Annotated in this window: 12 protein-coding genes; 3 read left to right on the forward strand and 9 right to left on the reverse strand. The window is 37.9% G+C overall.

Annotation, left to right across the window (positions count from 1 at the left end; genetic code table 11):
• Window positions 1-123 precede the first annotated feature (123 nt).
• Both dnaE and ACIP9G_RS16215 read right to left on the reverse strand, forming a co-directional pair.
• A complete protein-coding gene (gene dnaE / locus ACIP9G_RS16210; RefSeq protein WP_401020695.1) occupies window positions 124-3,207 on the reverse strand; it encodes a DNA polymerase III subunit alpha in 3,084 nt (1,027 codons plus the stop codon).
• Window positions 3,208-3,229: 22 nt separating this feature from the next.
• Entirely contained in the window at window positions 3,230-4,174 is a 945-nt protein-coding gene (locus tag ACIP9G_RS16215) for a DHH family phosphoesterase (RefSeq protein ID WP_401020698.1), read from the reverse strand.
• 90 nt (window positions 4,175-4,264) lie between these two features.
• Between ACIP9G_RS16215 and ACIP9G_RS16220 the strand changes: the two genes are divergently transcribed.
• Window positions 4,265-4,570: a YtpI family protein gene (locus ACIP9G_RS16220; RefSeq protein WP_340823063.1), complete on the forward strand. Its 306-nt coding sequence runs from the start codon at window positions 4,265-4,267 to the stop codon at window positions 4,568-4,570.
• An 87-nt stretch (window positions 4,571-4,657) separates the two neighbouring features.
• On the opposite strand, the gene ACIP9G_RS16225 is transcribed toward ACIP9G_RS16220, so the two are convergent.
• On the reverse strand, window positions 4,658-5,965 hold the full coding sequence (locus tag ACIP9G_RS16225) for a DRTGG domain-containing protein (protein ID WP_340823061.1): 1,308 nt from the start codon (window positions 5,963-5,965) through the stop codon (window positions 4,658-4,660).
• 152 nt (window positions 5,966-6,117) lie between these two features.
• Window positions 6,118-6,801 (reverse strand): metal-dependent hydrolase, encoded by a 684-nt coding sequence (locus ACIP9G_RS16230; protein WP_401020701.1) that lies wholly within the window; start codon window positions 6,799-6,801, stop codon window positions 6,118-6,120.
• A 286-nt stretch (window positions 6,802-7,087) separates the two neighbouring features.
• On the opposite strand from ACIP9G_RS16230, the gene ACIP9G_RS16235 reads away from it, so the two are divergent.
• Window positions 7,088-8,176 (forward strand): M24 family metallopeptidase, encoded by a 1,089-nt coding sequence (locus ACIP9G_RS16235; protein WP_401020861.1) that lies wholly within the window; start codon window positions 7,088-7,090, stop codon window positions 8,174-8,176.
• A 360-nt stretch (window positions 8,177-8,536) separates the two neighbouring features.
• On the opposite strand, the gene ald is transcribed toward ACIP9G_RS16235, so the two are convergent.
• Window positions 8,537-9,652, reverse strand: coding sequence for an alanine dehydrogenase (gene ald, locus ACIP9G_RS16240; protein WP_340823056.1), 1,116 nt, complete (start codon window positions 9,650-9,652; stop codon window positions 8,537-8,539).
• 299 nt (window positions 9,653-9,951) lie between these two features.
• Here ald and ACIP9G_RS16245 point away from each other — a divergent pair, with 299 nt between their 5' ends.
• Entirely contained in the window at window positions 9,952-10,401 is a 450-nt protein-coding gene (locus ACIP9G_RS16245; RefSeq protein WP_139860572.1) for a universal stress protein, read from the forward strand.
• A gap of 44 nt (window positions 10,402-10,445) precedes the next feature.
• Here the strand turns inward: ACIP9G_RS16245 and ACIP9G_RS16250 are convergent, their stop codons facing one another.
• The 4 genes from ACIP9G_RS16250 to sppA form a co-directional block, all read right to left on the reverse strand.
• Window positions 10,446-11,375, reverse strand: a complete 930-nt coding sequence (locus ACIP9G_RS16250; protein ID WP_340823055.1) for a class I SAM-dependent methyltransferase — start codon at window positions 11,373-11,375, stop codon at window positions 10,446-10,448.
• 88 nt (window positions 11,376-11,463) lie between these two features.
• Window positions 11,464-11,967, reverse strand: coding sequence for a thiol peroxidase (gene tpx / locus ACIP9G_RS16255; protein WP_340823054.1), 504 nt, complete (start codon window positions 11,965-11,967; stop codon window positions 11,464-11,466).
• A 177-nt stretch (window positions 11,968-12,144) separates the two neighbouring features.
• Window positions 12,145-12,744 carry an RDD family protein gene (locus ACIP9G_RS16260; RefSeq protein WP_340823053.1) on the reverse strand — a complete coding sequence of 200 codons (600 nt, stop codon included), beginning with the start codon at window positions 12,742-12,744 and terminating at the stop codon, window positions 12,145-12,147.
• Between the two features lie 12 nt (window positions 12,745-12,756).
• A complete protein-coding gene (gene sppA, locus ACIP9G_RS16265; RefSeq protein WP_401020704.1) occupies window positions 12,757-13,770 on the reverse strand; it encodes a signal peptide peptidase SppA in 1,014 nt (337 codons plus the stop codon).
• Between the last annotated feature and the right edge of the window lie 79 nt (window positions 13,771-13,849).

Genomic DNA, 13,849 nt, shown 5'->3' on the forward strand with positions numbered 1-13,849 from the left:
TCCCGTTATCAAAAAGTGGTCTGACCACTTTTTTAGCATTGACTACATCTTACAAAATAACTGTTTAAAAGTAAAGAAGAAACTGCATAAAATTCTATGCAGTTTCTAAAATCTTGTTTAATTTCATATCTTTTTAGTCGATTGTGCATGTTTTACTTTCACTTGCGATTTCCCAAAACGTTTTTCAAGTGTACCTTCAATATAAAGCAATTCATCTTCTATCAAAATTTCCTGTACTAGTTGAAATACTTGTGGAAATAAGGTTACTGATACGATTCCAAATTCATCTTGAAGCTGGACAAAGGCCATTTGCTCTCCTTTTTTTGTCCTTATTTTTTTCACTTCTTCAATTAAGCCAATCATTTTTACATACGTTCCTTCACGCGCATACTTCAGTTCAGCACATGTTACAGTAATTTCTCCCCAGTAACTTCTTTCTTCAGTAACTGGATGAGCAGATATATAAAAACCTAAACATTCTTTCTCATGCTGGAGTTTTTCCTTCTGAGACATCGCTTCAGCTTGCATATACTTCGGTTTCCCAAAATTAAAGGCAGTTGCTGTTTCTATATCTACATCTTCTGTTGGGCGCACGAGCTCTGCCTGTTTTAATGCTGCCTCTAAGGTAGCCACAAGTACAGCACGATCCTTCCCTAAATAATCGAGCACACCTGCATAAACGAGAGACTCCATTACATTCGGTTTAAAATGCTGCGCACTTAAAGCTACAGCCAAATCAAATAAATTATGAAAGGCATCTGGATTCGTTTTACGTAACGTTACTACTTTCTCTAAAAAGGTGTGCGGTACACCTTTAACGCCAGATAAACTATAGCGAATTCCATCCTTTTCTACTAAAAAGAATTTAGTACTTTGCAATAATGATGGCGGATAAAATGGAATGCCTTTTTCTTTTGCTTCCGTAACAAGCTGTTGAATTTTTTCTACATTTCCTGTTGCATTTGTTAATAATGCTGCATAAAAGCTTTGTGGGTAATGAGCCTTTAAATACGCCATATGATACGAGATGACACTATAGGCAACAGCATGACTTTTTGCAAAGCCGTAGTCCGCAAAGCGTACAATTAGCTCGTAGACATCTTCTGCATCTCTCCTAACAAAACCTTGTCTCAATGCTCCATCTACAAAGGCAGTGCGTTGCTCCTCTAATATATCGCGATTTTTCTTACTAACCGCACGGCGTAATAAATCCGCCTGCCCCATTGTAAAACCGGCCATAGTTGCAGCAATTTGCATAATTTGCTCCTGATAGACAATTACGCCAAATGTTTCACGTAAAATTGGCTCTAGCAATGGATGGGGCATCGTTACATGCTCTTTGCCTGCCTTTCTTCTTGCATAGACAGGAATAAAATCCATCGGCCCTGGACGATAAAGTGCATTGACAGCAACAATATCTGAAAAATGCGTTGGATGAATATCACGTAATGCTTGTTTCATGCCATCTGACTCTAATTGGAAAATACCTACTGTATCTCCTTTTTGAAGTAACTGAAAGGTGCGCTCATCATGCATCGGGATAAGATCAAACTCTATCCACGGTCCCCCTGCTTTGTATATAGACCAACGTACTTGCTCTAAAATTGTTAAGTTGCGCAACCCTAAAAAGTCCATTTTTACAAGCCCACGTTCTTCCACGTCCCCCATCGGCCATTGAGTACAATAAATCCCTTCATGTCCATCCTCAATTGGGACCGTATCAACTAATGGCGTCGGTGCTAAGACAATGCCGGCAGCATGGGTAGAAGCATTTCTTGGCAAGCCTTCTAATTTTAAAGCTACGTCAAGCCAACGTCGATGGTATTCATTTTCAGCTAACCAACTTTGAAAGTTTTGCGACTCCGCTACAGCTCTTTGCAAAGTCATACCTGGTTTGTTCGGAATCATTTTCGATATTTTTTCCATCACTTCAGCATCAAATCCAAAAACACGTGCAACATCTCTCGCCACTGCTTTCGCAGATAAAGTACCAAACGTAATGATTTGCGCAACATTCGCCTTGCCATATTTTTGTGCGACGTATTGAATAACTTGTTGTCTTTTACTATCAACAAAGTCAATATCAATATCAGGCAATGTTACACGTTCAGGATTTAAAAATCGTTCAAACAATAATCCATAGGCAAGTGGATCTACCTGTGTAATGGAGAGACTAAATGCAACAAGCGAACTTGCCGAAGAACCACGTCCTGGTCCAGTCAAGATGCGATTTTCTTTGGCAAAGCGCATAAAATCTGCAACGATTAAAAAGTAATCAGCATAGCCCATTGAGCATATAATTTCTAGTTCATATTGCAATCTATCTCGATAAATTGCAGGTACCTCAGACAGCTTTAGGCGCTCAGCTAAACCAGAAAACGTTTCTTTTACTAGCAAACTTTCAGCTGTTTCACCCTCTTGTACCGGAAATTTGGGCATTTGAACATGCATTTCAGGAATTTTTGCTACACAGCTTGCAAGCATGCCTACACTTCCCTCAATCCATTCAGGACGGTCTAAATACCATCCCTTCCACTGTTCCTCAGTTGGTACAAAATAGTTTTCTAAATGGGCTGTTAACATTGTGTCTTGAAGTTTTTCCCCTGTATCAATTGCTCTCGCAACCTCATAAGCAAAATGATCTTCAGGTTGTAAAAAATAACAACGCTGAGTAGCTACGATTGTAATTTCTTTTGTCTCGCACCAATGTGAAATCATAGCTTCATTGTCTGCTATTATTCCTCCTGATCTTGCAATTCCTACATATAAACGTTTTCCAAATACTTGTTGTAAAGCACTTGTCATTTCTGTCCATTCTGCTATTTCCGCTACATCCATTGCCGAAAGTAATGCTATACAACCCGCTGCATAGCCTTCAAGCCATCTCCAAGGCAATACCTCATCTTCTCGAATAGAAACAGCACTACTAATCTTTAAAAGATGCTGGTAACCTTCCTGTGTTTGTGCATACAGCACGAGCGGTATTATTTTATTATCCCATTGCACCTTCACCGAAAGCCCTATTACAGCATGAATATTTGCCTGCTGCATTGCTTTACAAAAAGGCAAAAGCCCGTACAACTTCGAATTGACGATTGCACAGGCCTGCGTATTTTGTTCTTGTAAAAAAGGGATCAATTGTTCAAGCCGAATCGTGCTTTTTAATAAATCCGCGCTCGTATGCATTTGTGTATATACATGTGTCAAAAGAATCCCTGCCTTTCAAAAATTATTGATATGCCTTACAAATGTCTTTTAAACGTGTAGTGACGCGATCCGCTTCTTGCCATGAATAGGCAGTTGCACCAGAAGCAAGTGGATGCCCACCACCATTAAATTCCTTCGCTAATGTGTTAATAATCGGACCTTTAGAACGCAGACGGACACGAATTTGGTCTTCCTCTTCTATGAAAATTACCCATGCACAAATTCCCTTTACGCTACCTAGGCAACCTACTAAAAGCGAGGCTTCAGATGGTACAACTTTGAATTCGGCAAGCAATTCTTTTGTCAGCTTAACATACGCTGCGCCATTTTCATCCATAATGAAATTTTGGTAAATATATCCTTGTAAAGATAACAGCTTTTGCTCCATTTCATACATCCCATCGAAAATTTGATTTCGATCAAAGTTATATGAAATTAGTTCCGCTGCAACTTTAAATGTTTTTACAGTCGTACTTGGGAATTGGAAGCGACCTGTATCTCCTACAATCCCAGCGAATAATAATCGTGCGGATGCATCTGAAAGTTTCCAATCAGCGATTTCTTTTCCTTCTTCAAAAAGCTCATAAATCATCTCACTGCATGAACTAGCAGTTGTTTCTACCCACAATAAGTCTCCGTATTGATCGTCATTAGGATGGTGATCTATTTTTACGACCATTTTCCCTTTTGTATAGCGCTGATCGTCAATACGCTCAGTATTCGCCGTGTCGGTAACAATAACTAATGCATTTTCATATACATCATCCGCTATTTGATCAGGTTCAGCTAAAAACGACAAGGATGTATCATGCTCACCAACAGCGTAAACTTTCTTTTCTGGATAATTTGCTAAAATCAATTCTTTTAACCCTAACTGTGACCCATATGCATCAGGATCTGGACGTACATGTCGATGAATAACGATTGTCTCATATGAAGCAATTGTGTCGATGATTTGTCTTTTCAAAATGGTTTCCCCCAAAATGATAGTAATAACCGTTAGCATTTTTCCTCAATTATCGTTACAATAATGTCTAGTTATGCTAGGAGGTTTACTATGTTCAATTTAATTTTTGTGTTTGCAATAATTATATCATTTGTCTTTTATTTTTATTTTAAAACAAAACAGTTCCGTTCTCCATTACCTATTGCTAAAAATTGGTACAAAAGTAAGTCAAATATAGGTTTAGGTTCTTTCATTCTTGCATTTGCATTGAACCAAGCATACTTATTCCCTGGAACGTTTACATTTATCATTGTAGCAATTCTTGTCGTATTAGGCATCTTTGTTGTTGTTGAAAATATTAAAAAGGCTCGTCACTATGGTCAATTTGTTGATGAAGAGTTTCGTATTAATCGATAACTATTACACTGCATTGCACATATAATTGAAAAAAACTGTTAAAGGGATGACCTAGTATTTGCCCTAGGCCATCCCTTTTTTGTTTGCTTAACGCTCTAATAGTTGGAACATCATCATTGCCTTACCGACAAGCATTTGCTGATTAAATACTTCGAAGTCCATTTTTACGAACTTACGACTCATATCTAATATGCGAGGTTTGACAGTAAGTGTGCTCTCCATTTGAACAGGCTTTATGAAATAAATTGTCATGTTTTCTGCAACTGCATCGCCACGCTTACGACGCTTTAATGCAAATGATCCAACTTCGGCTAGTAAAGTTGTAAATGCTCCATAAGAAATAGCCCCATATTGGTTTGTCATTTGCGGTGTCACTTTAAACTCCACGATTAAATCTTCATCGCCAAGTACTTTCATTTCATTTTTCACTAAATCATCAATGGTCTCACCGTGTTGAGGCTGTCTTTGCGCTAGCTGCAACGCCTTTAACACATCTTGTCGACTAATTACCCCTTGTAAAACATTATCGTCATTAACAATTGGTAGTAAATCGATACCTTCCCAAATCATGCGATGCCCTGCTGAAGCGACGCTCATTTTCATTGATCCAGCAATTGGGTTTTTCGTCATCACTTTCTCAATAAGCTCGTCCTCTTCCCTACCGATTACGTCTTTAACCGTAATCATTCCAACTAACTTATTCATAGCAGTTACTACCGGAAAGGCACCATGAGTTGTACGCTCATTTAACTTATGGAAGTGATGAATCGTTTCATCATTATGGAGCACAGATGTCTCGGTCATTGGCACGAAAATATCCTCAATAAATAAAATATCTTTTTTGATTAACTGGTCATAAATCGCACGGTTAATCATCGTTGCCACAGTAAAAGTATCATAACTAGTAGAAATAATCGGTAAATCTAATGAATCGGCAAGCTGTTTGTTGTCATCCGTTGTATCAAATCCACCTGTAATTAATACAGCTGCACCTGCTCGGAGCGCATTTTCATGAGCTTTAAAACGGTTTCCGACAATCAGTAAGCTACCTGCATCTGTATAACGCATCATATCTTCTAATTGCATCGCACCGATTACAAATTTTGTTAATGTTTTATGTAGACCGGTTTTGCCACCTAGCACTTGGCCATCTACAATATTAACAATTTCTGCAAATGTTAATCGTTCGATATTTTCTTTCTTTTTCTTCTCAATACGAATTGTTCCTACACGCTCAATAGAACTTACAAGGCGGCGATTTTCCGCTTCTTTAATGGCACGGTAAGCCGTTCCCTCACTCACTTGCATTTCCTTTGCAATTTGTCGTACTGAAATTTTATCGCCCACGGGTAGTGATTCGATGTATTGTAAAATCTTCTCATGTTTTGTTGACAAAATATCACCTATTTCTCAAGCAATTAATTCTGTTATTAGTGTACCATATTTTTTGCGAAAATATTGAGTATAAAGGTGTAAAATGTTTTACGTTTCCCATTATTTCAACTACGCACGTGGTGTCAATCATTATAGTACAGCAACTTAAATGATTAGGAACAGTTTACTTTTTCACCCGCTTTTAAAATTTGAACTTCTGCATTTTGCACTAAATTAGCAAAAATTTGCGGATCCTGTTCGATTGGAGGGAATGTATTAAAATGGATCGGTACAACGATCTTCGGCTTTAAAAATGATACTGCACATGCCGCATCTTCAGGACCCATCGTAAAATTATCGCCAATTGGTAAAAACGCAACATCAATTGGATGACGCTCTCCAATTAATTTCATATCACTAAATAGTGCTGTATCACCAGCATGGTAAATTGTTAATCCTTCGATAAACAATAAAACACCTGCAGGCATACCCATATAAATAATTTCATTGTTTTCTGTTACATAAGACGAGCCATGGAATGCCTGTGTAAATTTGACCTTTCCAAAATCAAACTCTCTCGCTCCTCCAATATGCATTGGATGCGCTTTCACACCTTGCCATGAAATCCAGTTTGCTAACTCATTCGGTGCAATAACTAGCGCATCCTTTTTCTTTGCAAGCTCTACTGTATCGCCCACATGGTCATTATGCCCATGTGTAAGCAAAATAATATCTGGTGCTTCTTCAGCAACCTTTAAATCAGTTTGGCTATTTCCATTAATGAAAGGGTCAATTAAAATTGTTTTACCATTTGTTTGAATTTTAACAACAGAATGTCCATGATAACTAATTTGCATTAATCGTTCCTCCTGATATTGAGAATATTTGCTCCATCTTTTAATTCGCTATCCATGCGCTTTTTCCCTTTTTTTGATATGCTTAAACAGGATATGAAAAGTGTATAGTGCTTAGCTTTTCCCGACATACAAATGCCGAGAAAAAGCCACGCCGTGTTTTACTTTTAAGGAGTGGGCACTAGTAAACTTTGCCTTGCTTTCACCTTAAATCATTGAAGCTACATAAAGGCGTAACGCTATAGGCTAACATCAGCAAACTAGGTGCAATATGAGGAGGAAATGGATGATGTCAAAAGTACAAGAAATCCAAAATTATTTACAAAAAAATCAAATTGATGCTGCTTTCGTTACGACTCCCGATAATGTTTTTTACGTATCTGGTTTCAAAAGTAATCCCCACGAACGATTACTAGGAGTGATGATTTTTAAAGAGGCAGAGCCTTTTTTAATTTGTCCACAAATGGAGATTCCAGATGCAAAAGCTGCAGGCTGGTCATATGAAGTCATCGGTCACCAAGATACAGACAATGCTATGGATATTCTTGCACAAGCAATTATTGCTCGTAATGTAAATCCATTAACGTTTGCAATTGAAAAAGCACAGCTTATTGTAGAGCGCTTAGAAGCTTTACAACAATCATTTCCACAGGCAAATTTTGTACGTCTAGATGAAAAAATTAATGCAATGCGTGTTATTAAAAATGAAGATGAGTTGAACAAGCTTCGTAAAGCCGCACAGCTTGCAGATTACGCAATTGAAGTAGGCTGTAAAGAAATTGCTGAAGGTAAAACTGAAATGGAAATCTTAACAGCTATTGAAAGCGCTATTCAAGAAAAGGGCTGTAAAATGTCCTTTGAGACAATGGTGTTAAGTGGTCCTAAAACGGCTTCACCACATGGTAAACCAGGCTCTCGTAAAGTCGAAAAAGGCGATATGATTTTATTTGACTTAGGGGTAATTTACGATGGCTATTGCTCAGATATCACACGTACAGTTGCATTTGGAGAGCCTTCTGAGGCACAAAAAGCAATCTATGATGCCGTATTAGCTGCTAATACAAATGCAATTGCGGCAGTAAAACCTGGAGTACGCGCAATGGATTTAGATAAAATTGCTCGCGATACGATTACTAATGCAGGCTATGGAGAATATTTCACACATCGACTTGGTCATGGACTTGGTATTTCCGTACATGAATTCCCATCTGTTACAGGAGCGAATGACATGGTTATGGCAGAAGGTATGGTGTTTACAATCGAGCCCGGTATTTACAAATCAGATGTGACAGGTGTACGAATTGAAGATGATGTCGTAGTGACAAATGATGGTGTAGAAGTTTTAACAAAATTCCCTAAAGACTTAATTGTACTGTAATTAACAAACTGTTTTACAGTTGTAGAGGATGGAACTAATTACTTTGGTGTTTCATTCAAAGTTGTTAATAAATTTCCACTATGTAAAATGAATAAAATGTTAGCTTTTCTTTCTTTTGCAATCATAAGAGAGCACTAGTTGATGGTAGCGGAGGCGGCGACTCCTGCGGAAACGCACGCATAGTAAGTCGCAACAAACCACGCGTCAGTGAGGGTTGCGGCTTACAGTATACCCGCCGTAGCGGACATCAACAGCATAGCAAAAAAGTGTTAGATTGACTGCCGTCAATCTAACACTTTTTATATCATCCGTACGTAACGGTAATGAACCGCAAAATTTTTCTATATTTATTTTAGTATTTTATTTTATTAATTCATCAACATTCACATATGGCAAATCTTGAGCTTCTGCTACTGCTTTATAAGTAATATGCCCATCTAATGCATTAACACCCTTTTTCAATGCAGGATTGTCTATACATGCTTGCTTATAGCCTTTGTTTGCTATTTGTAGCGCATATGGAATTGTATTATTTGTTAAAGCAATCGTTGACGTACGTGGTACAGCACCTGGCATATTGGCAACAGCGTAATGTACAACTCCATGCTTAATATATGTTGGATCGTCGTGTGTTGTCACGCGATCAGATGACGCAAAAATCCCACCTTGGTCAATGGCGATATCCACGACAACAGAGCCTGGTTGCATCGATTGAATCATTTCTTCCGATACTAGCTTCGGTGCTTTAGCACCAGGAATTAGAACAGCCCCTACAACTAAATCTGAGCTTTTCACTGATTCTGCAATATTATAAGGGTTAGAAATTAACGTTTGTACATCGCGACCAAACATGTCTTCTAATTGACGTAGACGTTCCGGACTTAAATCAATAACCGTTACATCCGCTCCCATACCAACAGCGATTTTCGCAGCATTTGTGCCAGCAATTCCGCCACCAATAACTGTTACTTTTCCGCGTTGTACTCCAGATACTCCACCTAATAAAATACCTTTACCACCATGATTTTTCTCTAAATATTGTGCACCAATTTGAGTTGCCATTTTACCTGCAACTTCACTCATCGGCGTTAATAAAGGTAAAGAGCCATTTGCAAGTTGTACTGTTTCATAGGCAATACCTACAACTTTTTTATCTATTAATGCCTGCGTTAGTTCACGCTCCGGCGCTAAATGTAAATAGGTAAATAAGATTTGTCCTTCATAAAAGTAATCGTATTCCGATGCTACGGGTTCTTTTACTTTTAAAATCATTTCTTGAGCCCATGCTTCCTTTGCTGATGCAACAATATGTGCACCCGCTGCCGCGTAATCTGCATCTGTAAAGCTTGAACCAATACCAGCTCCTGCTTCAATATACACTTCGTGGCCAGCATGCGTTAACGAGACAACCCCTGCTGGTGTCATTGCTACGCGATTTTCGTTGTTTTTAATTTCTTTTGGAATACCAATCTTCATATTTCCAATCCCCTTTCATAACCTATGAACTAAGCAATATCTCACCAAAATACGATTCCTCGTAGATGATGACCCCCTTGCACTTCCATCTTACCAAACAAGTGAAAAAAATGCTTTAATTAAAGCAAATACTAATTAAATTCGTAACATTTTTAAAATACTAAATATTACTACTAATCAGTTGAAACGAGGTATTTCATAGTAAACGCCTTTACTTATTCACAAATTTTCTCCGGAAAGTATTTCCTTTAGAAAATGATTTGGTATAATTACATTATACAAATAGGGAGGTAATACAAATGGCTAATCATTATAAAAGCATTGTAGTTGCAGTAGACGGTTCTAAAGAAGCGGAGTACGCTTTTCGTAAGTCAATCGATGTTGCTAAACGTAACGAAGGTGCTGTATTAAACCTAGTAAACGTAATTGATACACGTTCATTCGCTGCTATCGAAGCATATGACCGTTCAATTGCAGAACGTGCACAAGCTTTCTCAGAAGAATTATTAAATGGTTACAAAAAACAAGCTGAAGATGAAGGCTTAGCAAACGTAAACCTAATAATTGAGTATGGATCTCCTAAAAATATTATTACAAAAGAGCTTTCTAAAATCGTAGATGCAGATTTAATTATTTGTGGAGCTACTGGTTTAAATGCAGTAGAACGCTTCCTAATCGGTTCAGTTTCAGAAGCAATCGTACGTTCAGCTAATTGTGACGTACTTGTTATCCGTACACCAGAAGCTTAATAAGCAATACATAAAAAGGTATCCAAATATGGATACCTTTTTTATTATTTTCCTTCTTGCCACATTTTCACTTTTTCAAAGAACATCGCAAGAGCTTGTTTATTTTGCATATTTGGTACTTTCGCCAACAATACTTCTTTCGGAGCTTTAAAAGCTTCCCCTTGTTTTTGTAAAATCACAATACTTTTTTCAAGTGATTTATTAGCAAACATCGTATCTGGCAATTGAATTATTGCTTGAATCCAAGCATGCTTTTGAATGTACTTATGCAGTTGCTTAGACTGTTCGGATTCAAAGAGATGCGTCGGAGCTAGGAAAAATAAATATCCCCCATCCTTCGTATAATTGACAGACTGCTCAATAAATAAATGATGTGCATAGCTCATGCCCTCAGATGCACAAAGCTCATAATCTAACGCCACTTCCTCATTCGGATAGTAACCGACTGGTAAATCACAAACAATGGCATCTACAGGATCTACTAATAGGTCTTGCAAAGCATCTTGTCGATATAAAGAAACTGGCTGCTCTGTTAAATCTGCTGTTGCTGCGGCTAATCGGATAAGTAACTCATCAACCTCCACACCAGATGCCTCTACTTTTCCATCGAGTAAATTCATAACAGTTAACAGTAAGTTACCAGTGCCAACTGCTGGGTCCAACATTGTCAGTTTTTCTTTTGCTAATCGATCCGCAAAAATTTGTTCTACGAAATAGCCAACTAATAGACCAAGAGTATCTGGCGTCATTTGATGATTTGGCTGGGAACCTTTTCGCATTCCTTTTAAAATAGCAATTTGAATGGACTTGCGCACGTCTTCTTTCGTTGCACCTTGCTGTGAGAAATCTACATCCCCATCAAGCCAAGCCTCTAGTCCATCAAGTACACCCTCTAATAAAGTCGTATCCTGCTCTTTTTCTATTTTTTCTGCATGCTCATTTAGCATCCCAAATAGTTTTTCAATCTTTTCCATACATAACTTCCTTTCACGCAGAAAAGAGCCGTGACAAACTCTGTCACAGCCCTTTTGTCTAGTATTATCTTAGCCTAAAAGAAGCAAATTATGCTAGTGCTTTAACTGCTGCAATTGCTGCTTCATAGTTTGGATGATCTGTAGCCTCAGGTACATACTCGACATAAGTCACTTTTCCAGCTGCATCTACCACAAATACTGCACGTGCTAGAAGACGTAATTCTTTAATATATACACCATATGCTTCACCGAAAGAAAGATCGCGATGATCTGAAACTGTTTGAACTGCATCAATTCCTGCAGCCCCACACCAACGTTTTTGAGCAAATGGTAGGTCAACAGATACTGTATAAATAACTACGTTATCTCCTAAAATTGCAGCTTCTTCATTAAAACGACGTGTTTGTGCATCACATACGCCTGTATCTAATGACGGAACAACACTAAATAAACGAATTTTACCTTCTGAATCCGTTAAAGAAACAGGAGATAAATCATTTGCTAAAACTGTGAAATCCGGTGCTTGGTCTCCAACCTTTACTTCGTTACCTATTAGTGTTACTGGACCTTTTTTAAATGTAATTTGTGCCATGAAAACGCCTCCTAATCATCATATGTACATAATCTTACTAAATGTAGGGAATTAATTGCAACTAGGACAGCTTATTATAGGCTAATCTTTGTGAATGCCTGTCATTTGCCACCTAATATTGCTCGACAACAGTCCAAAAAAGAAGGGCCACCTCATATGTTGAAGGTGGGCCCATTATTATTCTTCTTCAATCTTCTCCACTATCTGTTCAGGCTCTTTTAATTTTTCCTGAGTTGGTGTCGCTAATTGTGCTGTTTCTTTCGCTACGTATACTTTTTCATGGACAACCGTCGTATCTGCAAAATAATCATGTATGCCTTGGTTGTCAGGTAAAATCGCCACAAAAATATAAAGTGGCATAATTATGTTACTAATTAAACGACCAATCCATTCTCTGAACAGCACATCTGACCATGTAAGTTTGTCATGCTCTAGCGAGATAACACGTAGCCCGAAAGCCATTTTCCCTAACGTTTGCCCAAAAAATTTCGTCATTAGTACAAAGTAACAATAATAGAGAATAGCTGAAATAATTGAGATAGGTGCATACCAGACCGAATCCGATAATGACCAGTCCATTAAGTAAAATATCGGATTGGCAACGATGCCACCAACTGCTGAAATAATTAATCCATCTAAGACAAATGCCCAAAAGCGCACCCAAAATCCTGCTGTCTTCAATTCGTAATTTGTAGTCACTATTGGTGTCGTTGGCTTATCTAACAGTTCTTGTTCAATTGAGGGTGTCCCTTGCAAAACGAATTCATTGTTTGTCATGGTATGCCCTCCTTAGTATTCACCATATAAGTACATCATTTTAGGTGCTTTGTATTCTGTCATAATTTTCGTTAGCATTTTTTCTTCAGCCGATGGACCAAAAAGAGAGCTTACTTTCATACCAATTAATGACGGTAGGCCACCTTGATCATAGCTGTATTCAAACAAAACTGCATCCTCTAAACCGTAATCTTGACGTAAAGCTGCAATAGCTGCTTGCTCGTCGCCAATTTCATCGATTAAGCCTGCTTCAAGTGCCTTTGTTCCACCAAGAATTCGACCATCTGCCACTTTTTTCACGTCAGCTTCAGACATATTACGTCCTTGTTCAACAATATCAACGAACTCTTCATATGATTCGTTAATCATATCTTGCATCATAGCGCGTTCTTCTGCTGTAATTTCACGCGTTGGACTCAGCATGTCTTTATGTTGCCCAGATTTAAACGTCTCAAATTTCACGCCAACTTTTTCTGCAAGTTCCTGATAATTAATAGATTGCATAATGACACCAATTGAACCTGTTATCGTATCACGGTGTGCATAAATTTTATCTGCTGGTGCTGAAATGTAGTAGCCACCTGATGCTGCCATCGAATCCATTGACACATAAATTGGAATTTGACGTTCCTCTTTAATTTGCAACAGTTTTTTATAAATTTCTGCCGATTCCTTTACACCACCACCTGGTGAATTAACACTAAGAACAATACCTTGTACTGAATCATCATATAAAATATTGTCCAACTGATTTAAGAAAAACTGGTGATCATAAGCAACGGTTTGCCATAATGTGTTCGATCCAACATCTTGAATCGTTCCATCAACTTTTAAATAGGCAATACGCTTACTATAATCTTCACCCTCAATAACCGTTTCATAAACATCTAAATTATTTCCAGCGACAATGCTGTCAAAATTACTAAAAAAGTCTGATTTAAATATGGCAAAAATCGTATTAATCCCTAATGAAAATACTAACAACACAGCTGCAATAGCCAAAGCTATCCACCTTTTCACATTCATACAAACGCCTCCTCATCACGTTATACGTCTAAATGTCCAAAACGTTTCACTTTTAAGTAATTTTTATGTAAAAATGTTC

The organism is Lysinibacillus sp. NPDC093197, from assembly GCF_044754025.1.
In the GTDB taxonomy this organism is placed as follows: domain Bacteria; phylum Bacillota; class Bacilli; order Bacillales_A; family Planococcaceae; genus Lysinibacillus.

Bases quoted from the DNA above. Each gene is read 5' to 3' on its own strand.
- ACIP9G_RS16260 (WP_340823053.1), bottom strand. From the start codon at position 12,744: ATGACAAACAATGAATTCGTTTTGCAAGGGACACCCTCAATTGAACAA.
- ACIP9G_RS16245 (WP_139860572.1), top strand. From the start codon at position 9,952: ATGGCTAATCATTATAAAAGCATTGTAGTTGCAGTAGACGGTTCTAAA.
- ACIP9G_RS16220 (WP_340823063.1), top strand. From the start codon at position 4,265: ATGTTCAATTTAATTTTTGTGTTTGCAATAATTATATCATTTGTCTTT.
- ACIP9G_RS16230 (WP_401020701.1), bottom strand. From the start codon at position 6,801: ATGCAAATTAGTTATCATGGACATTCTGTTGTTAAAATTCAAACAAAT.
- sppA (WP_401020704.1), bottom strand. From the start codon at position 13,770: ATGAATGTGAAAAGGTGGATAGCTTTGGCTATTGCAGCTGTGTTGTTA.
- ACIP9G_RS16250 (WP_340823055.1), bottom strand. From the start codon at position 11,375: ATGGAAAAGATTGAAAAACTATTTGGGATGCTAAATGAGCATGCAGAA.
- tpx (WP_340823054.1), bottom strand. From the start codon at position 11,967: ATGGCACAAATTACATTTAAAAAAGGTCCAGTAACACTAATAGGTAAC.
- ald (WP_340823056.1), bottom strand. From the start codon at position 9,652: ATGAAGATTGGTATTCCAAAAGAAATTAAAAACAACGAAAATCGCGTA.
- ACIP9G_RS16235 (WP_401020861.1), top strand. From the start codon at position 7,088: ATGTCAAAAGTACAAGAAATCCAAAATTATTTACAAAAAAATCAAATT.